13 protein-coding genes and 1 tRNA gene are annotated in these 20,832 nt (G+C 64.4%); 4 read left to right on the top strand and 10 right to left on the bottom strand.

Going from position 1 to position 20,832, the window contains the following annotated elements; translation table 11 throughout:
- Nucleotide 1: 1 nt before the first annotated feature.
- The 3 genes from ccsA to OKA04_RS15915 are packed head-to-tail and all read right to left on the bottom strand — an operon-like array spanning nt 2 to nt 3,958.
- Nucleotides 2-2,038, bottom strand: coding sequence for a cytochrome c biogenesis protein CcsA (gene ccsA, locus OKA04_RS15925; protein WP_264502181.1), 2,037 nt, complete (start codon nt 2,036-2,038; stop codon nt 2-4).
- Between the two features lies 1 nt (nt 2,039).
- Nucleotides 2,040-3,305, bottom strand: coding sequence for a cytochrome c biogenesis ResB family protein (locus OKA04_RS15920; protein ID WP_264502180.1), 1,266 nt, complete (start codon nt 3,303-3,305; stop codon nt 2,040-2,042).
- A gap of 59 nt (nt 3,306-3,364) precedes the next feature.
- Nucleotides 3,365-3,958 (bottom strand): hypothetical protein, encoded by a 594-nt coding sequence (locus OKA04_RS15915; RefSeq protein WP_264502179.1) that lies wholly within the window; start codon nt 3,956-3,958, stop codon nt 3,365-3,367.
- 100 nt (nt 3,959-4,058) lie between these two features.
- On the opposite strand from OKA04_RS15915, the gene OKA04_RS15910 reads away from it, so the two are divergent.
- Nucleotides 4,059-4,940 (top strand): phosphatidylserine decarboxylase, encoded by an 882-nt coding sequence (locus OKA04_RS15910; RefSeq protein ID WP_264502178.1) that lies wholly within the window; start codon nt 4,059-4,061, stop codon nt 4,938-4,940.
- Here the strand turns inward: OKA04_RS15910 and OKA04_RS15905 are convergent, their stop codons facing one another.
- The 3 genes from OKA04_RS15905 to OKA04_RS15895 all read right to left on the bottom strand — a co-directional run bounded on the left by OKA04_RS15905 (nt 4,941) and on the right by OKA04_RS15895 (nt 6,408).
- The gene (locus OKA04_RS15905) at nt 4,941-5,678 is read right to left on the bottom strand and encodes a gamma-glutamylcyclotransferase family protein (protein ID WP_264502177.1); all 738 of its coding nucleotides are present in this window, start codon (nt 5,676-5,678) and stop codon (nt 4,941-4,943) included.
- 104 nt (nt 5,679-5,782) lie between these two features.
- Nucleotides 5,783-6,190, bottom strand: a complete 408-nt coding sequence (locus tag OKA04_RS15900) for a type II toxin-antitoxin system VapC family toxin (protein ID WP_264502176.1) — start codon at nt 6,188-6,190, stop codon at nt 5,783-5,785.
- Complete coding sequence (locus tag OKA04_RS15895) at nt 6,187-6,408, bottom strand: ribbon-helix-helix domain-containing protein (protein WP_264502175.1); 222 nt, start codon at nt 6,406-6,408, stop codon at nt 6,187-6,189. The genes OKA04_RS15900 and OKA04_RS15895 overlap by 4 nt, the downstream gene beginning before the upstream one ends.
- A 100-nt stretch (nt 6,409-6,508) precedes the next feature.
- Between OKA04_RS15895 and mnmM the strand changes: the two genes are divergently transcribed.
- Nucleotides 6,509-7,057 carry a tRNA 5-(aminomethyl)-2-thiouridylate-methyltransferase MnmM gene (mnmM, locus tag OKA04_RS15890; protein WP_264502174.1) on the top strand — a complete coding sequence of 183 codons (549 nt, stop codon included), beginning with the start codon at nt 6,509-6,511 and terminating at the stop codon, nt 7,055-7,057.
- Between the two features lie 216 nt (nt 7,058-7,273).
- Here the strand turns inward: mnmM and ndk are convergent, their stop codons facing one another.
- From ndk to OKA04_RS15875, 3 genes are all read right to left on the bottom strand, one after another.
- A complete protein-coding gene (ndk, locus tag OKA04_RS15885) occupies nt 7,274-7,705 on the bottom strand; it encodes a nucleoside-diphosphate kinase (protein WP_264502173.1) in 432 nt (143 codons plus the stop codon).
- Between the two features lie 79 nt (nt 7,706-7,784).
- Nucleotides 7,785-13,913, bottom strand: coding sequence for a hypothetical protein (locus OKA04_RS15880; RefSeq protein ID WP_264502172.1), 6,129 nt, complete (start codon nt 13,911-13,913; stop codon nt 7,785-7,787).
- A 347-nt stretch (nt 13,914-14,260) separates the two neighbouring features.
- On the bottom strand, nt 14,261-14,401 hold the full coding sequence (locus tag OKA04_RS15875; protein WP_264502171.1) for a hypothetical protein: 141 nt from the start codon (nt 14,399-14,401) through the stop codon (nt 14,261-14,263).
- A gap of 336 nt (nt 14,402-14,737) precedes the next feature.
- Between OKA04_RS15875 and OKA04_RS15870 the strand changes: the two genes are divergently transcribed.
- Together OKA04_RS15870 and OKA04_RS15865 are read left to right on the top strand one after the other, a co-directional pair.
- Complete coding sequence (locus tag OKA04_RS15870) at nt 14,738-20,041, top strand: calcium-binding protein (protein WP_264502170.1); 5,304 nt, start codon at nt 14,738-14,740, stop codon at nt 20,039-20,041.
- 176 nt (nt 20,042-20,217) lie between these two features.
- Nucleotides 20,218-20,294, top strand: a tRNA-Pro gene (locus tag OKA04_RS15865).
- 241 nt (nt 20,295-20,535) lie between these two features.
- On the opposite strand, the gene OKA04_RS15860 is transcribed toward OKA04_RS15865, so the two are convergent.
- Nucleotides 20,536-20,832: hypothetical protein (locus OKA04_RS15860; protein ID WP_264502169.1), on the bottom strand; the 297-nt coding region annotated here is incomplete at its 5' end.

Raw genomic sequence — 20,832 nt, 5'->3', positions numbered from 1 at the left:
CTCAGAAGGTGGTGTGGCGCGGGACGGGCATCTCGTCCTCGGCCTTTTCCCGGTTCGCTTTGTCCTTCGCGGCGGTCTTGTTCATGCGCTCCAGCAGGCAGGCAATGGCACCCCAAACGATGAAGCCCATCATGATGCCGTAGAAGGCGCGCACGGCCCAGATCTTCTCCGCGGAGAAGCCGTAGTTGTGCAGGCCGACGTTGAGGAAATTCACGTGCCACCAGGAGAAGCCGACGACCATGGCGCCGAAGATCGATGCGAGGTGCAGACCCCAGTCCTTGATGTAGCCGCCGAGGCGGGCATGCAGGATGGCGAGGGACCAGAGCACGATCATGAGCGCGCCGTTTTCCTTCGGATCCCAGCCCCAGAAGCGGCCCCACGAGTCATTTGCCCACACGCCGCCGAGCACGGTGCCGATGAGCGAGAGCGTGAGCGTGAGGCAGACGCAGCCATAGACCGCGCGGGTGATGGAGCGGCGGAGCGAGACGTCCCCGCCATCCAGCCCGAGCGAGCGCATCATCACATAGACGATGGAGAGCAGCGCGGTGATGAGACCGGCGGCGTAGCCGACCGTGATGGTGATGACGTGGATGGTCAGCCAGTAATTCGACCGCAGCACGGCGACGAGCGGATCGAGGTGATCCTTCCCCTCGCCCACTTCGAAGCGGCGGGCGAGCACGATGAGGAACGCGGCGACAATGGGCGTGATGCCGACCACGAAGCGCTTCTTTGTCATCCACTCGACCAACAGGCCGAAGAGCACGATGAAGGCACCGATGAAGATGATGGTGTCGTAGAGATTCCCCACCGGCGGGCGCAGCATGATGATGGAGCGCTTCACGATCGGGATGATCATGTACACAAGGCCGAGGCCGAGGAAGCTGACGGTGGCCCAGTAGGAGATGCGGCCCGCCTTCGTGCGACCGGCGAAGAACATGACCGCGGAAGTGACCGTCGCGAGCAGGAACCAGACGAGCGCGTAGATGAACCAGTTCTTCTTGAAGTAGTCGGCCTCGAGCGGGATGGAGCGGTACTCGCCGCGCTTCTCGGCACGCTCGACGATGCTGGTTTCCCAGGCGGTGAACTTTTCGCGGAAGGCCGACTGGCCCTCCTTCAGCGACTGGCAGACATCCTCCAGCAGCTTGATGTCCTTGATCGACTGTTCCGGCTCGCGGGTATGGCCGGTGAAGATGTGGAAGATGCGGTCACCGGCACTGAGCCACTGCGGATCGTCCACATTCGCCGGCGGGAAGAGATTGAGGCCGAACTTCGCGGAATTCGCGGCCTGCTCGATGAGCACGGTGATGGTCTGCACCTCGCTGGAGGCGGCGTGCCCATGGGAAGTGGCCTGAAGCTCCGCGCGGATCTTCGGGGCTGCCTGCATGACCTCGCTGACGGGGAGGATCTTCCCGTCCTTCGCGGCCGAGGCGGGCAGCAGGCCATTCCTCGCGAAGTCGAGGTACTGGGTGAGGAAGGTGTAGGTGCGGACGTTGTAGGCCAGTGCGAGGGTCTGCGACTCGACGGGGCGGAGCTGCTTCGGATCCTGCTTCTGGATCTGCTCGTAGTTCACGGAGAGGTCGCGCAGCTTATCGAGCCCCGGCTTGAGGTCATTGTAGCTGTAGCGGTCGCGGCGGCCCTTCGACTTGATGCCGACGGCGTCGAGCACCTCGGAATTGTCCACGCGGAAGGTGGGGAGCTGGTCGGCAAGCTCCGGGCGGAACATGCAGTCGAGCATCCACGCGAGCGGCTTGATGGAGACCTTCTCACCATCCTTGCCGATGATCTCCATCTTCCGCGCGCCATGCAGGCTCAGCATGCTGAAGCCTGCGTAGGTGCCGAGCGGCTTGATGCGCCCGCCATCCTGCACGGGCAGGAGCGATGCGAGATCCAGCGTCTTCTCCTCCCACGGCACGTAGTCGGAGACCTTCGTCGGCTCGCCCTCGGCGAGGCTGTCGCGCAGGGCGGTGGCGGCGATCCAGCCGACGGCTGCGATGCCGAGGACGAAAACGACCCAACGTCCGATGATGTTGTTTTTCATGTCACGCTTGGGGGACAGGGGTGGATTTGCCGCGACGCAGGAAGGTCACGAGCTTAGTGATGAAGTGAACGCAGAGGCCGATGCTCGCGATGTAGATGCTCCACTCCGGCCACTTGTCGGAGGGATTCCGCACGACCTCGAAGCCCGAGATGGTGGCCTCCTGCCCGGCACCCGAGGGGCCGTTCATCATCGTGCGCTGGTAGAGCGTGAGGCCGCCCTGGCGCATCGGCTCGTTCATCTCGATGAAGTGCTTCGTCTCCTGGCCGTTCTGCGTGCGGATCACATCGCTTTCGAAAAGCTTCGGGCGCGAGGTATTCGGGTGATACTCAGAGCGGGCATCCACCAGCGTGACCTGGAAGGGCACGGGCCACACGCGCTTGTCGAGGCGCACGGTGAAGGTGCGGTCGCCGGAGCGCACGGTGACAGGTGCGCGCGGGCCAAAGGACTCCGGTCCGGTGGCGACGAGCAGCATGTCCTGCGGCTTGCTGCCGTCACGCGGCATGATGCGCGCATGGAGACCGGGCGAATCCAGCTCGGTTTCCTTGTTCGGCTCCTGGGAAAAAATGAACCAACCGTCCAGGGCCACCTCGCCGCGCGACGGCGCCATGCTGGAGGTGGAGATGGCCTTCGCATTCTGGACGTAGCCCTGGAGTGCGATGTCGAAGGGCAGCTTCGGCAGGTTCACCTTGCGCACGTCGCCCGGCCCGAGGTCGAGGTAGTAGGCGTCCTTGATGAAATGCACGGGGCCGACCGGCTTGCCGTCCTTGATCTCGGTGATCTCGACGGTGGTCTCGGTGAAGGAGTTCGCGTAGTCCGCGGTCTTCGGCAGCGGGCCGTCCTGCTCCTCGCTGAGCATCATCACGCCGCGCTCTTCCTTGAGCTGTGCGACACCGCCGGCGATGATCATGAAGACGATGGAGAAGTGCGACATGAGCACGCCTGCCGTCTTCCAACCCTTCCGCATGCGGACCAGGCCACCGAGCGTGAGATTCAGCGCGAGCAGGGCACACACCCAGTAGCCGCCGGGCAGAGGCGGCAGGTGCTTGCCGAGCAGCCCCTCACTGAAGACACCGGCATCCGGCAGGATGTACCATTGATGGATATCGAAGTACTTCTGCAGCGTGGCGTGCAGACCGTAGTGGACCTGCTCCAGCGTGGCGAGCCACGTCTGGATCATCAGGATGACGAGGAGGATGGTCGCGAGGCCGAAACCCGACAGCACGTCGTAGATGCGGGCGGGGATGGACTTGCGGGCAGGATCGTTCATCGGGGCTGCGGGTTACGGGCCGGAGAGGCGGAGTCGTTCAAGAGGGATGAAGGAGCAGCTTATTCCCGGCGTTGGAGAGCGGCCACAAACACTTTCAGCGCTTCTTTCTGCGCTGCAACTTCTTCGGAGGGGCCGGTCATTTTCACCGTGATCACCCGGCCCGCCTCCTGAGCGATGAAGCCGTAGAGCGCCTGCGCGGACTTCTGCGACTGGCCCATGCCCGGCGCATAGTCGCCCTGGGCCTCCACCCACACGCCCTCGATGCCGAAGATGGTGCCCTTTTCAAGCTGCGCCACCGCGCCGTCGTTGATCGGCTCCTGGCCGAATTGGCCGAGCCAGCGGTTGATATTGTCCGTGAGGCCGCCGGAGGAAAGGCCGACCGCGACCTCGCCACCCGCGCCGAAGCGGTAGTTCAGCAGGCGGAATTGATTCGTCGGCGCCTCCAGCCATCCCTGCGGGACCTGTCCGGCGACGAAGGGACCGGCGGCAGCGCCGGGGTCTCCGAAACGAGCGTTCGACGTGGCGTCGAGCGTTACCTTCTCGTCGCGCATGGTGAGCGGACGTTCTTCATCGACGGTCACCTCGGCAGGCTTCTTGCACGCGGGCAGGAAGAGCGCGATCCCGAGGCAGGCAGTGAGGGCCTGGATTTTCATCGCGCCGCCGATAACCGCCGCCTGTGCGACGCGCAAGGGCTTTCCGGCCACTGTCTTTCCGCTTCCCGTGATTGGCATGCCGCCCCTACGGTCGCCGGGAGTGAGCGCTATCCGATATTTCAACCGGCACACGGGCCAGATGGAGACCGAGCAGGTCTATGGCGAGGCCTTCCTGAAATTCAGCTACGCGAACCCTCTGGGTGCGCTGCCGCTGCACCTGATGGTGAAGCGCGCGGGCTTCTCCCGCTGGTATGGGAAGCGCATGGACGACCCCGCCACGAAGGCGAAAGTGGCGCCATTCATCGCGGAATACGGCCTGGATCCATCGGAATTCGCCGATCCGTCCGACAGCTATGCGACCTTCAACGAGTTCTTCTACCGCAAGCTGAAGCCGGAGGCCCGGCCGGTGGCGGAGAGCAAGGTGGTCTTCCCCGCGGACGGGCGTCACCTGGGCTTCCAGACGGCGAGCCAGATCGAGGGTGTCTTTGTGAAAGGCCAGCGCTTCGACCTAGGGAAATTGGTAGGGGACGATTCGCTCGCCGCGCGCTATGCGGACGGCTCGCTGGTGCTCTCGCGGCTGTGCCCGGTGGACTACCACCGCTTTCACTTCCCCGCCGCCGGCACGCCCGGCGAGACGCGGATGATCAATGGCCCGCTCTTCTCCGTCTCCCCCATCGCGCTGCGCCGCCGCCTCGCCTACCTGTGGGAAAACAAGCGCACGATCACGAAGCTGGAGACAGCGGACATGGGCACCGTGCTGCTGATGGAAATCGGCGCGACCTGCGTGGGCTCCATCCTCCAGACCTTCACGCCCGGCAAGCCGGTGACGAAGGGCGAGGAGAAGGGCTACTTCGCCTTCGGAGGATCATCCACCATCACCATCTTCGAGCCCGGTGCTGTGAAGCTCGCCCCGGACCTCGTGGAGTGGTCCGCGAAGCAGACGGAGCTGTATGCAAAGGTAGGGACGGCAATGGGGGGCTGATCAAAAAGCGATCCAAGCCGAGATCTCTGTCACCAGGACCCATGTCATAGGGATCGAAAGCACAAAAGACGCGGCCAGAATCCATCGCGCAGAATTCTTGGCGATCTCCCGGCGTCGAATTCCCCAGTAAGCCATGATACCCGCAATCATCGGCACCATCGTGAGAAGCCCCAATATCACCTTCAGCAGCGGCGTCCCATGAAACGGGTGAAGATCGGAGAGCAGGACAACGAACGCCGCGAAGAATCCCAATAACAGCAAGCCGGCCGTATGGGTATACCAAGACGACGGCGGCGGCGGTTGGTCGGCATCGATCCAATCGCCCGATTCAATCGCATGACCCCGTTCTGTCGATCCCGTCCATTCCCACGCCCACGCGTCTCCCAGATATCGTGAGGGTGCGATGCCGTAGACCTTTACCCTCACGCGGCGATACTTCCCGGACACGTCAATCGCCCTCTCTATCGCCTCTCCCCTGGAGTCCAGATCGAGCAAATGGTCCGGGCTGATCTGAAAAAGGTCACCCTTCACCCACATGCCGGAGTGTCCACGCTGCCATGCCGGACTCGCATCGACGGTGAAAAGCCCGCCAGCGATCTCGCCCTCCCCCATCCACTGTGTCCCCGCCATCCGATAGGCATCGACGCATTGCCTTCGGAGCGAGCTATAGACGAATACCATCTCGAATTCATCCTCCAATGCTCGCATTCGTTCCGGGGTGGGCTCGCCGCGACTCATCCTGCGAAGGGTAACCGCGACGAGGTGGTGCTAGCCAAGGAAAACTCCGGAAGGCATTTCGAGAGACCACCGGGGCATTGGCCGGAAGACCTAGGGAAAAAGCCTCACTGCTCCGGCGGGCAAATGAGCGGAATCGCTTCCCTCGTATTCCGCCGGTAGATGCTGAAATCCGTGCGATCGACCGTGATCACTGAATGCCGCGGGTAGAGTTCGCTCATCCGGATGAGACAGAGATCGGCAAGATCCGGACGGAGATCTGAATAGCTTTTCGCCAGTTCCTCCAGCCTCTGTAGATTGCTCCCGCAGTCGAAGGCCAACGTGATGAGGCCGTCCGCAATCATCTCCAAGGTGATGGAAACGCTACGCAGGTGAAATGCCGTCTCGGCCAGCACGGCCTCGCATGTCAGCAAAGGCTCGGTCACCTGCTCGGCAATGCCGACCGCCCACGAATGATAGGCGTCACTCCTGTTCGCGAACGCAACGAGCAAGCCGGTGTCCGCGATGCCCTTCATCCCTGAGACGGCCGCGTGAATCCCTTGCGCTGCGACAGGTCCGGCTCCCCGTCCAATGATCCGGCAAGGCGCATGAAGGGCTTTTGCGCGGCACCTGCCCGGGCTTTCTCAAGCTGGTCCCGGATGACCTCCGCCTGCGATACCCCGGAGCGAGCGGCGGATTCTTCCAGCCACTCGGCCAGTTCGTCGGAAAGACGGATCGTGACTGTCTGACTCATTCACCTGTATCATAACCTCCCTCATTCCCTGCCTCAAAACAAAAACTCCGGGCCTTCGTCCTTGCAGATGAAGGAGAAGGAGGGAATGACGAACGGCACCATGAACACCCACGAACGCCCCACTGCACGCGCGCATCGCGAGATCGCGGCGGTCCTGCGCGAGGGCGATGCGGCAGTGGATGCAACGGCGGGGAACGGTCACGACACGGTCTTCCTGGCGAAGCTCGTCGGGGCGGCGGGAAAGGTGATCGCGTTCGACGTGCAGGAGCAGGCGATCGCTTCGACGCGGGAGCGACTGGCGGCGGAGGAGCTGTTAGATCGCGTGGAGTTGGTCCACGGATCTCATGGCCGCATCGCCGACCATGCGGCGGCGGGCAGCGTGGGAGCGGTGATGTTCAATCTCGGCTACCTGCCTGGCGCGGATCACGCGGTGATCACGCGGACGGATGAGACCCTGCAGGCGCTGGAGGGCGCGCTGGGGCTCCTGAGGCCGGGCGGCATCCTGACGGTGGTATGCTATCCCGGGCATGCGGGTGGGGATGAAGAGAGCGCCGCGGTCGTGGCGTGGGCGGAGAAACGCAGCGCGGAGATTTTCCGGCGGTTGGACACGCTGAAGCCGGCACCGTTTCTGGTCGTGGTGCGGGCGTGAGGGGGAAGAGTGGCAGCGGCTTCCAGCCGCCAGCCTGCATGGGATGGAGCAGTGGCGTGGGGTGCGGACATGCGTGGTGAGGCCCGCTTTGCCGTGAAGAGGCTTCCGGCAGGATGCCGGAACCACGGGCGCGGAGCCACGGTTTCCAAACGAAAAGCCCGGCGCACCTTTCGGCGGGCCGGGCTTTTGGAAAAATCGGATCGGATCGTCGCGATCTCAGAAGACTTCGCCTTCCTTGAAGAAGCGCTTGATCTCGTCGGCTGCGGCTTCCGGGGAGTCGGAGGCGTGGCAGACATTGCGCATCTTCGCGTCGCCTTCCTTGTCGCCGAAGTCACCGCGGATAGTGCCGGGAGCGGCAGCCTTCGAGTCGGTGGGGCCGAGCAGGTCGCGGACCTTGGCGATCACGTCGTCGCCTTCCAGCGCGAGCGCGATGACCGGGGTCTCCTGCATGAAGCCGCGGACGGACGGGAAGAAGGGCTTGTCCGCGATGTGCGAGTAGTGGTCGGCGAGCAGCTCGTCGGTCAGGAAGAGCTTCTTGATGCCGCGGATGGTGAAGCCTTCCTTTTCAAAGCGGGCGAGGACGGTTCCCACGAGGCCTTTGGACACGGCATCGGGCTTGAACAGAATGAGGGTGGTCTCAAGGGCCATGCGCGGGAGGTAGGCGGAGGGGCCGGGACTGGCAAGCCTTTTGCAGTGAAGCCTTTCGTACACTCCGCCCGCTCCGGGGTCAGCGCGACGATTTGTTGGAGCGGCTGGAATTGTGATCCTGCACGCGCGAGCCGCCACTGCCCCCGCCGCCGGTCGCGGCGGACTTCAACACGGTGACGTGGCCATTCCCGCGGGCGACGGTCATGCCCAGATCCGGGGAATACACGTCGTCCGGGCCGAGCAGCATGCCGATCGATGGCTCCCACAGACCAAAGGGAAGCGTGCAGCTCACCGGTCCGGTGCCCGTCACCACGCCATCGGAGGTGAGGAAGACCGGCCGGCCGGCATCGTCGGCGTCCATCCGCCCGGTCACCGAGCCGCTGGCATCCGCCACCAGCACGATGCGGCTGCGACCTTCCCAGTCCTTGATGTGCTTGCCGTTGAGATTCTCGTGCGGATCGCCCCAGTGCTCGACCTTGTTCTTCGCGGCCATGACGTATGAGCCGGACGGGCAGGAGCATTGCCGGGAGCGCGGCCGGGATGCGGCGGAGGAAACCGGGTAAAGCACCGTGCCATCGCGCGTGGTGATGCCGTACTTCGTCCCGTCGCTGGAGGCATAGGTGACGGCGGCATTCACCGTGCCCGTGCCGGTGCCATCGTCGCCCCACTCCTGGATGCAGTCTGCACCATCGTGGACAAAGTGCGTTGTGACGGAGCCGCTGCTGCCGCCCGTGGTGCGGGAAACGCGGCGACCGATCGCATCGTAGCCATAGCTCACCAAAGTGCTGCCAGCAGCGGAGACGGAGACAAGGCGACCTTCCGCATCATACTGACTGGTGTGGGTGGTGGTGCCGCGCTGGATCCCGAGGAGATTCCCCTCGTCATCCCAGGAAATCGCGCCACCGGGCCATGAGGAATACTGGCCCATCTGCCGGTCGCCCGGAGGGATGGCGGCGCTCTGCGTGTAATCGGAGGCCACGCCATTGCGGGTCTGCTGGATGCGCATGCCCTCCTTGTCGTAAAGGTAGCTCACACTGTCCTCGGTCACAGGCGCGCTGCCGGAGGCGCGGGTGCGGGTCGTGGCGCTGGCAATGTGGCCCTGCGCATCCCGCGTGTAACTTTGCATCCGCCCCGGCCCCTGCGCGCTGGAAGTGAAAAGCGTCTGCCGGGACATCACGCGCTGGTTGCGATCCCGCTGCTGGACGACGTGCGCCAGCTCATGGGCGAGCGAATCCGTCACGATCATCTCCGTGGGCGTGTCAAAGCTCGAGTCGGCCCCGCCCGGAGTGCCATCGCCGCGGTAGCTGTAGCTCGTCCGCACGTGCTCGCCCTGGATACAGGTGCAGACGCGATGGCCCGCGTATTCCAGCACTACCACCGGCGGCGAGACCGGGGTGCCCGTGGCCGTGAGGCTGGTGATCGAGAGCAGGCGGCCCAGGGCATCGCGCGACTCGGCGAAGCGCCGCCCGTCCGGATACGTGATGCTGGTGCGCCCGCGCTGGCTGAAGGTGCGGCTCACGGTGCGGCCGCCCTGCGTTTCGGTGAGCGGGTTCCCAAGCGAGTCCCAGGTCCACGCGATGACCGAGCTGCCCTGCTCGGTGCGCACACAATCACCGAGACCATTGTAAGAAAAGGTGGTCGCCGCCACAGGCAGCACTCCCGCGGGCAACTGGCTGTGGGAGATCGAGGTGAGCTCGCCGCGCAGGTTGTAGTCGCAGGCGATGACCGCGCCATTCTTCCGCCGCACGGAGACCGCCCTGCCAAGCGCATCGTAGATGGTCTGCTCGTGGGTGAGGTCGGGGTGATCCGTCCGAGTCAGGCGGCCCGCCCCGTCCCGGACGAATGAAGTACGATCTCCATAGGAGTTCTCCACCCACAGCGTTTCCCCGCACCTCTCGAGCACGGTGGAGAGGACGTCCGGCTGGCCGTCTCCATCCACGTCCGCACTGGTCCGCGCGCTGTAGGGCCCGGTGGCGGAGCTGCCATCGTAGGCGGTCCGCACGACCAGACCGCCCGGCTCCTTCACAGAGACGCAGCGGCCGAGCGAGTCCCACTCCATCGACGAGGAATTCCCCACCCCATCGGTGACGGACACGCAGCGGCCGAGCGCGTCGTAGGCGAGCGTCATCGTGAAAGTCTTGTCCGGCGGGCCGGCGACGAGGAAGTGGTCCGTATCGCCACAAACCGTCACCCTTCCTTTCTTGTCCCGGGTGTATGCCCTCGTGACCGCACCGTCCGAGACCATGGCAAGCCGTCGCGCGGTGTCATAGGTCATCGTCGCCACGGTGTCTTCTCCGTGGCTGACGGACACCGGGCGTCCGCCGGACGAGCGATGGACCACCGTGGTCTCCATGGCAGGCGCGGCGGAGCTTCCGGGAGTGAAGCGCTCCTCCACGCAGGTGTCATCGGTAGCGAAGACATCGAAGAACAGATCGCCCGTCAGGCTGAGGCGAGTGTGATTGCTGCGGGACGCATTCTGATTGAAGGCACGCGTGTGGTTGCTCCGCGACGCGTTCTGGTTGAAGGCGCGCGTGTGATTGCTCCGCGATGCATTCTGGTTGAAGGCACGGAGCGAAGGGCCGCCCATCCTCGCGGTGGAGCGATAAAGCATCACATTGCCCGCGGAGCCCGGCACGTCCTGCACTTCGCCGCGCACCGTGGTGGTGGTGTAGCCGCTGTTGTCATAGTCCAACTCCGTGACATTTCCCATCGGATCGGTGACCGAAGATAGCCGGTGAAAGCCGTCCCACGTGATGACGGTCTGCGGCTGGGGCACACCGGAGGCCACGGTCGTATGGCGGACCAGCGCGCCAAACGCATCGTAGTCGCAACGCAGGACAACCGGAACGGAAGACCCGGCATCGCCATGGCGGGTCTCGTAAAGAAGGCCTCGCTCGTCATATGAGAAAGCGCAGGAGAGATCGACGCTCTGGCCACGACTGGCCGCTGGTGTGGCGAGACGGACGATCTGCCCGGCGGCATCATAGGTGATGTCCGTCACGGCGAAGTGATCCAGCCCGAGCGTGTCCGGCACCAGCACGCCGGAGGCATCCACCGGGCGCTCCTCCACCGCCACGCGGGAGAGACGTCCGCGGGAATCGTGAACGTAGAAAACGGAGTAGGCGGGATTTTCCGCAACCGGCTTCCCGTCCGCACCGAGGTGGGCGGTATCGACGCGTGCCACGCATCCACCCGCATCCAGCACGGCGGCTGTTACGATAGGCAGTGGTGCAGGCGGACTGGTGGCCGTGACCAGATGGCCCGAAGCATCGTAGCCATACGACCACGTGTCGCCCGCGGGATCGGTGACCGAGGAAATGCGCCCGAGATCGTCACGACCGAAGGCCGTGGTGAGGGCCAAGCCCTCCGGGTCCACGACGACCGAGGAAGCGAAGCCGTCATGGTCATCGTACGTCACCATCTTCGTGAACGATGAGTCCACGTCCATGTCATCGAGGATCGAGTAGGAAGTCACCTGCCCGCGCGCATTGTAGGAGATCGACGCGCCCGAACCGGAGACCGGACCGCTCTCGCTGACCAGGTTTCCGCGGGCATCATGACTGTAGGTGAAGGACTGGCCGTGCGCGGTGATGATGCGCGAGACGAAGGACATGTCGCCAGCGATGCCGGGCGAGAAATCGCTGTCGTCGCCGTAGGCCACGAGAGCGTCCGTGTCGTAGTCATCGATGGCGGCGAAGACGGCATCCGAGCCGAAGTCCGTATCGTCATTCACGGAGAGCGCCGAATACATGCGCCTGCCGGTGGCGAGGCCCGATGCGGAATCGCGAGGGCCGCCCTTCTTCTTCTCCCCGAAGCTCAATCCCTGCGTCTGCCGGGGCGTCGTCACATTCATCGAGAGCCGCGCGCTTAGGAGTTCATCGGTATCGTCGCACTCTCCCGGCAGCACGCCCGGCGCGGTGACCATGCCCGTTTGATCGGGGTCCCCGCCGGGGCTCCGGCCGCATTTCACGCTGATGCCCTTGATCGGATTCCCCGGGCGGGCGGACTCGGAGGCACCGTAGCCCGGCAGGTGATCGCAGGTCACGCTGCGCACCTCGCCGGTGGAGGAAACCAGAGAGACCACGCGTGCATTCCCGCGCTCGCGGACGGGGCTATCCTTGCGGAAATCGCGGTCGTAGATCACCCGCTCGCCGCTGCCATCCGGATTCGTGATGCGGATGCACAGGCTGTCGGCGTTGTAGGCGCAGGTCGTCTCGTAGAAATCGGGATCGGTCGCGCGGAGCTTCGTCGCCGGAGCGGGCAGGCTGGACGAAGTCACCGGCGCGTCCGGCGTGGCGAAGCCGGTGTACTGGCGCACGCGCAGCAGGCGGTGCAACTTGTCGAAGGAACTCACCGCGACGCGGCCGACCTCGTCATTCTCGCACACCTCGTAGCCGCCTCCCGGCAGCGCGGCGATGGTGGTGCGGAATTTCGCGCCCGTGGTGCCGAGGCGGTTCCGGTCGTGCGCCGAGCAGGTGTCGTAGGCGGGATTCGCGGGGTCGGTGACGCCGGAGTATTCATAAGCATCCACCAGCCGGCCCGCGCCGTCCTGCACGGTGAGCAGGTTGCCATTCAGGTTCGGATCCGGCAGTCCGTCCGTGTAGGTGAAGGAAACCGGGCCGACCGATGGCGGCGAGCCGGGGACGAATGGCGCGCTGACCGAGGCGAGGCGGGCGCTGCCGGGGGCGTAGTGATACTCGATCTTCTGATAGCTGACCGAGCCCGTGGCATCCTGCGAGGTGACGGAGACGATGCGCGACGGCGCCGTGCTCCCCCACTCCACCGCGAGGCTGCGGCCGAAGGCATCGCTCACCCGCGAAAGCATGCCCGAGGAATCGTAGGCGCAGGTCAGCGCCACTTCATTCCGGTCGATGATGCTGGAGATCTTCCCCGCGCCCGGCGAACCATCGAGCGGCCGGAAGACCCAGCGCCCGGCATCGGCGAAGGTCAGCGTGAAGACCCCGCTGCGGAAGCGCCCCTCGCGGAACATGCCATCGCAGCGATAGCTGCCGTCGGCCTGGCGATGGAAGACATCCGCACGCCCGCCACCATCGCGCACGATCAGGCGCGGGGCATTCTCACCGGCGGTCACGGGCACCGGCTCGATGGAGACATTGTAGGAAAAATCCCACCCCGAGCCGAGGCCGGAGGAGACCGGGAGCTTCGAGCGATAGGTCGTAATCCACGACAGCGGCGGCCCGGCTGCACACGGGAGATCGAGCGCCACGTGGTGGAAAGAGACTTCACCCGGCATGCCCGTGCGCGAGGGCATCATACGGCCGACATTGGCCCCTGCGCCCTTGGTATTGATCGCGTGGTTGTTGACGACCCTGAGCCCCTTGTCGCCCGTGTACAGGGGATTGTCGCCATGGTTGCCGCTGCCTCCATACAACGGATTTTCGCCTGTCGAAACCGCCGCCATGTCGGAGTGAGCCTTCCACGAATCGTAGCCCTTCTTGCTGAACCAAGCCGCAGCGGCGGGATACCTCGCGAGGACATTCGTCTGGCCCATGCGCGCGGTGGTCGCGATGGGATTTCGCTTCACCACGACGCCCACACCGGGGATGGGATTTGACGCGGCCAGCGGACCACCCGGCGGCAGCGACGGAGGCGAATCCGTCGCACGCCCCGTGGCGGTGATCGTGATGGGGACATTCAGCGAAACGAGATCCGTGCCCGAGGGACTACGGACCGCCGAGGAAAGGATGCTCGCGCCGGGAATCGCGCCGCCCAGCATCACCGGAGCGCGCCACATACCCCCGCCCATCGCGGTGAGCGGAAACTCCTGCGGCACGCCATCGACGAGGATCACCAGCATGCTCCCGTCCGGAATGCGCTGGCCATGGATGAAGAGATCTCCACCGCCGGGAGGCAGCACCGGCTCCGGTATCGAGAAGACCTCCGCCTGAGGCTGGACGATGCGATAAAAGGCGCGCGTGGTGATCGCCTCCGTGTCGCGCCACTCGCCCGCCGGGCCCGTCGCCTCCACCATGGCGACCTGTTTCCATCCACCGCCGGCGGGTGCGCCCAGGTCGGTGGAGCGCTCGATGCGATAGCGGATCCCGGCCTCGGACTCCCAGGTCAGGCGGACCTGCTTACCCGGCAAACCCGCGGCAAACCCCACCAACGGCGGCGGCACCGGTTCGTCCGAGAACAGCGGACACGACAAGGCAAGCGACAGCAGTGCCGCAGGGAGGCGGGTTTTCATGGGTGGGAAGGGTTGCGCCCGGGAAACCACCACGACTCCCCGGTATTCAATGTTTTCTAGAGATTTCCCCCGTCCCGGTCAACGAGCTTCGACAATTCATGACGGCCATTCCCGCCGGTCCCCCTACCGTTCCTGCGACTATCCGACTCGCCTCCATCGTCCGGTATTGTTAACTAAAAATCCCCTATCTCCGGCACCACATCCCGGTAATCCGGGGCTTCCCACGGGGTGAAGATATGAAGCATGATATTGCCTCGGGAGAAATCATACGTATCCTCGTCGGGCGATGGAGCCACCTCCCGGGCATCCATCGTGGTCGCTCCAGCGATCCCTTTTACCACCTCCGGTCACTTGGCCTTGCCCGCCGCCGACCGCCCGATCCTCGCCAGATCCGCATCCCTCTCATGAACGCCATTCGTCGTTTCGCGCCCGGACTCACGATCGTCGCCCTGTTGCTCGGTGCAGCGCACCTGACGAATTCGTGGCATTCACCTTCATCGGAAAGCACTCCCGACCGACAGGCATCGCCAACGGAAAGGGATCGCGAGATCCCATCGAATGGGCCGGAAACCATCACGACCGGGCAGCCATCCTTTCCCGGATGGACGCTTGGGAAGCAACAGGCATCGCGCTTGATCCCGGTCCTACCGCCGATCTCACCCGGAGGAATTCCGCAGGAGCTTTCCAGCAATCCGAATCCCTACTCCCCCGGTTCCGGGCACTCCCCTTTTCTGCCGCCTCCGCATCTGTCCATCATCCCCCATCCGCTGCACGCTCCGGGAGGCGGAGCATACGCTCCAGTCCGCACACTCGGTGCGAACGGAATGGCCACCCAGTCGGAGATCAACGCACTCATCGCCGGGCTGGACGGCGCGCTGGCAGCCATCGAGGCGGACCTGATCGAGCAGGTCTTCGGCGACTCGCTGCCGCTGCTCGGCGACGGGCTCTCGGAAGCGGCAGCGCAGGGCATCCCGGCCGCCCATCATCTGCTCGGCGTGAGAGACGCGATCAAGGGCGGGCTATCGACCCTGCAGGGCTCCGCCAACTATACCAGAGCCCAGGTCGAGCAGGCAGTCGCGAACGCTCTCTCCGCCGCCTCGATCACGGCTGGCGCGGTCACGATGGACGCCTCTGACTCGGCCGATCTCAAGCTTTCCATCAATACGACGCGCGCCTTCCCCGCCTTCGCGCTGCCGCTTGATGGCGGGCTCGGGATGCCGGGGCTGGGCCTACAGACGCAGGGCTCTGCCAATACCGCGCTGAACTATTCCTTCGCGCTTTCCATCGGTGTCGATGCCGGCGGATTCTACCTGAATACCGCGAACCACGCCTCCTCGCTCTCGGTGGGCATCACCACCACCATCCCCGGCTTCAGCGCGTCGGCGAAGCTCTCGCGCATCCACTTCCAGATCGCCGATGAATCCGGCACGGACGGCGACAGCGTACCGCCCACCACATTCGGCGGCACCTTCCTGGTCGATCTGCTGGACCCGAGCGGCGCGGACAACCGGCTGCGCCCGGGCGAACTCGGCGGCGACCTGCTCGACGCCACTCTCTCGGGGAATGCCGCGATCAATCTCAACTTCACCAGCGATCTCAGCTCGGGTGCCCTGCCGAAGATCATCGCGGATCTGAACTACTCGTGGAGCTTCAGCGCATCGAACGTGGTCGCCGGGGACATGAATGCGGGCTTCGGCTCGCGGCCCGTCGCCGCCTTCCGCAACGTGAAGCTCGACCTCGGTTCGTTCTTCTCCGACTTCGCCCAACCCATACTGGCGGAGGTGCGTTCGGTCACCGAGCCGCTCCAGCCCATCGTCGAGGCGATGCAGGAGCCCATCCCGCTGCTCACCGAGCTGAACTCGATGAACCAGCACGTGCCGAAGTCTCTGCTGGAAATGGCGGTCGCCAGCGGTGCCATCACGCAGGACCAGGCGGACGACTTCGACATCCTCGCGAAGATCATCGACATCGCGAACTCCATCGAGCCCGGCGCCGGATCGAACGTGCTGATCGACCTCGGTGACTTCGACCTCGGCACGGTGGATCCGCGGTTGCCGGACTTCGATCTCGCGGGCATCACGCCGAACAAGATCCGCAATGCAACGCTCGCTGTCCTCCAGGACCCCGCGGTGCAGAGCTTCGTCAACAAGACCGGCATCTTCCCGAAGGAGATCCTGGCCGATGGTTCCCTGAGCAAGGGCCTGCGCTTCCCGATCCTGGAGGAGCCCGAGACCGCCTTCGGCCTGCTGCTCGGCAAGAACGTCGATCTCTTCACGATGGACAATGCGACGCAGCAACTCCCGCTCTACGACATCGATGAATTCATCCGCCTTGCCGGGCCGCTGGGCTTCCGCTTCCGCGGCACGGGCAATATCCGGCTCGATATCGATTTCGGCTTCGACACGAAGGGGCTCTTCGATCTCGCGGAGAGTGGCGATCCCCTAGATGTCTTCAATGGCTTCTACATCCTCGTCCCTGTCGACCAGAATGGAGCACCTATCTCAATGGCGGAACTCAACGCTGACATGCGAGCCAGCGTGGCGGCAAATGTCCTGCTGGCGGAAGCAGGTGCGGGCGGCTCGCTTTTCGCCAATGCAAAGGCGACACTGACCGATACGGATGAAAACGGAAAAGTTCATCTCGATGAGTTCATCGCGAACTTCGACCAATCGCCACTCTGCGTGCTGCAGGCCAGCGGCAGCCTCCACTACGGATTGCAGGCTTATGTCACCGTCGGCGTGGGCCCTTTCTCCTACACCTACGACTATGATTTCCCGGTCGGCAGGATCTTCGACTTCTCTCACGCCTGTGATGACACCCCCGAGCCCGTGCTCGCCCACATCGCCGCCGGGAATGCCGTTCTGCACATCGGTCCGGACGCCCCGCTCCGCGTCTCCGGCTACATCGAGGACGGGCCGGAGACCTTCGAGATCACCCGGCGATCGGGCATGGCGGGCAACGAGCAGATCGGCATCACCTTCTCGGGCAACGGCGGCACCGCCGGCGGTCCCTCGGCCCCGCCCTACGGGGCGGTGACTAGCACCATCCACGGCTCCGGCGGCGAGGGGAACGACACCATCCGGCTCGCACCGGACGTGCTTTCGCCCGCTCATCTGGAAGGGAATGCCGGGATCGACCGGCTCTTCGGAGGAGCGGGCCAAGACACGCTCTCCGGCGGCGACGGCCGCGACTTCCTGCACGGCAATGGTGGCAATGACTCGCTCCTCGGTGGCGAGGGACCGGACGTGCTCCAAGGAGGACCCGGTGCCGACATTCACGACGGAGGCCCCGGCATCGACATGGTCTCCTTCGCCGACTCCACCGCCGCTGTGACGGTCAATCTGACAAGCGGGCAACACACGGGAGATGCGGCGGGAGACACCTATCTCTCCATCGAGCAATTCGAGGGCTCGCCCTTCGCCGACACGCTTACCGGCGATGCGGGATCGAACCAATTTTTCGGCTACGGAGGTGACGACATCCTGCAAGGCGGCGACGGCGATGACGCACTGGAGGGCGGTCCCGGAGCGGACCAATTGCTGGGCGGAAACGGCCGTGACTTCACCAGCTACTTCCACTCCCCGCAGGGCGTGACCGTGAACCTCGCCACCGGCGCGGCCACGTGCGGCGATGCGCAGGGAGACTTCCTCAGCTCGATCGAGGATCTCGTCGGCTCGGAATTCAATGACACGCTCACGGGCAACGCGGGAGACAACTCGATGGCAGGGCTTGGCGGGAACGACATCATCGACGCGGGCAATGGCACGAACCTCGTCCAAGGTGGCGAGGGTAAGGACACCATCACCGCCGGCAGCGGGAATGACACCCTCTACGGCGAGGGGCCGGACACGCCGGCATTCGAGGGCCTTCAGGATCAATACAATTTCGACTGGAGTGCCTATCTCCCGAACCAGGCCGACACCATCCATGGCGGCGATGGCGACAATTTCATCGATGGCGGCATCGGCGACGACCACATTACCAGCGGAGCCGGGAATGACCGGGTGCTTGGCGGCCCGGGTGCCGACACCATCCAGACCGGTGACGGGAATGACAATGTAGAGGGAGGAACGGGACGCGATATCATCGATCTGGGTCCGGGTGACGACTACGTCATCGTCCATCTGGATATCCCGGGATCCCCGCCCTACCCTGAGGTCCCGTATCCCCGCTTCGAAGGTGGCAGGATGGTCGGCACCGGAGGAGACACGCTCCAAGGAGGCCCCGGCATCGACACCGTGGATCTGAGCAGGATGATGACGCGGGGATACTTCAGCTACTACGGCTACGATACCTTCGGCGTCATCGTGAACCTCTCGACCGGAGCCACGAACAACGGAGCGAGCGAGACTGTCATCCTCGGCTTCGAAAACGTGATCGGCACCGATGCCGCGGACAACCTCACCGGCACCGAGGGGCCGAATGTCTTCCAGCCGCTCCGGGGTGGCGGGCGCATCAGCGAGTCCTTCTCCGGCCCGGACTACATCGACGGGCTCGGCGGCATCGACACGCTGAAGATCGACTTTTCCCGGGCTGACCTGCCGGCCGCACCGCGCATCACCACCAGCAGCACCACGATGATAAGGCCGGGCTTCGACAGCTACATGTTCGCCAGCATCGAACGCCTGGAGATCATCGGCGCGAGCAAGGACGACCAGATCCATGGCCCGGTGCAGGGGCACGACGACATCCTCATCGGCATGGCCGGGAATGACTTCCTCGCAGGCCGCGGCGGCTCGGACCGGCTCGAGGGCGGCGAGGGGGATGATGTCCTGACTGGCTGCGGGACGATCGACCTCTCGTCGGAGTTCCCCGCGGACGGTCACGACATTCTGTTAGGTGGGCCGGGGAATGACCTCCTCGATGAACTCGCAATGCATCATGGGAATTACCGGGGTCTGGCTGCCGGTGCCGTCTTCGAAATGGATGGCGGACCGGGCTTCGACCAGTTCGCCATCGACCTTTCCAACCAGACCGTGCCCGTCGTCTGGAGCGACGCCACGCCCACGAACCTGGAATTCCCCAATGGCACCCATGTCCGCAATTGCGAACAGGTGCTTCGGATCTTCACCGGCTCCGGCAACGATGACATCACCGCGGGTACCCGCACGAACAACTGGATCGTCACCGGAGACGGCGACGACATCGTCCGCCCGGGCTTCGGCACCGACCGGGTCTTCGGCGGCAACGGGATCGACACGCTGGTGGTGGATTTTTCGATGGAAGACCTCCCCGCCTACAGCGGCGTCTACATGACCGACACGGTCTACCGCCGCGACAATGGCTCCGCGGGACTCGACTACATCGAGTCTTATGAATTCGAGCGATTCCACATCACCGGAGCGAGCAAGAACGACCAGATCACCGGCCGCGCGGGCAATGACATCCTCAAGGGCAAAGGAGGCAACGACTCGCTGAACTCCCGGGAAGGTGCCGACCATCTCGTCGGCTGCGAGACCACCGGGGCCCGGGGCGCGGCGGAGATCGACCAACTCACCGGCGGCAGCGGCGCGGACACCTTCGTGCTCGGGGATGCGACAGGCCGCTTCTACGATGACAATGTGCCCGGCACTCCCGGCCACGGGGGCTACGCGAGGATCACCGACTTCGAACCGGCATCCGGCGACAAACTGGTCCTCCACGGCTCGGGATACCTGCTCGGAGCCTCTCCCGTCGCCGGGGTCAGCGGCACCGCCCTCTTCCATGACTCCGATGGCAACGGCATCCTTGATCCCGGCGCCGACGAGCTCATCGCCACCCTGGGCACCGCCACCATCACCCCGGCCAATACACTCGGCACCGCCACCTCTCCCACCGCACCGGATCTCGCCGCCGCCGGCCTCGAGAACTTCCGGACCACCGCGCAACCCGGCGGGACCTTCGCGATATCCTTCAGCTCCTTTGAGACGCTACCCGCAAATCTCGTCTTGGAAGTGGAAGCCAGCCACGACCTCGGAGCGTCCGACCCTTGGCGCGTCATCGCGACGAAGCTCCCCGGCTCCGCATGGGCCGGCCCCGTCACGACCTGCGCCCCATCCGGCGGGAAAGTCGCCGCCACCGTGACACCCCCGCCCCTACCGGCCGGACAAACCAAACTCTTCGTCCGACTGAGAGTCAGGGACCCGTGAATCCTGACCGCACCGATCCCAACCCGGAAAAACATCCCTCACTCTCCAGACGAGCCGCGGGATCACCATCGAAAATCGCGTCGGAAGCTTCCCTAAAATTCGCTTGCAGGAGACCGCGAAATTGTGAAGAAAGCCGCCCCGCTTTCCCGAAAGCGGGCTTGGTTTCACCGAGAGATCGGGGTGTGGCGCAGTCTGGTAGCGCGCTTCGTTCGGGACGAAGAGGCCGTGGGTTCGAATCCCGCCACCCCGACCACTGCCAATCAAGGCATTATACCTGATCTGCGTTCAGTTCGAAAACGAGATTTCCCCACCCTCGGGTGACTGAAAGTGACCGAGGATGACCCTTTAGCGAGATGCGAGGGGGGCAAGTCGGGTGGGCCACTCGGGCAGTTGTTCGGCACAGCGTACACTAACACTGAAACCGATCGATTCCAACCTGCGCAGCCGCCGAGAAGGCAATGCTCCAAACTTTCGAACAGTGTTGAAAACCCGAATCAACGGTCAATTCGCGCTTCCTTTTCCAACTGGTCCTTGGGGTCTTCCTCGGGCTTCCGGACTGAAGACTTCGCCTCGTCTCGCCACTCTTGCATTTGCGAATCCGTCGGTAGCTCTCCCCTTTCCAAGGACTGAAGAAATTGCTCAAATGGCATCGAAGATTTCTGGTGATCGAGCAAAGCCTCTGCTTTGGCCAATTCGACAGCCCGCCGGGCGCTTAGAAGCCGTCTGAAAATTAACTGAAGTTGAGCAATTGGGCTGTACAGAGCCGCACGACCATTGGAGAATCCTCCGAT

The organism is Luteolibacter flavescens, assembly GCF_025950085.1.
In the GTDB taxonomy this organism is placed as follows: domain Bacteria; phylum Verrucomicrobiota; class Verrucomicrobiia; order Verrucomicrobiales; family Akkermansiaceae; genus Haloferula; species Haloferula flavescens.
The sequence above is the reverse complement of the archived record's forward strand: the minus strand, read 5'-3'. Positions and strand labels throughout refer to the sequence as shown.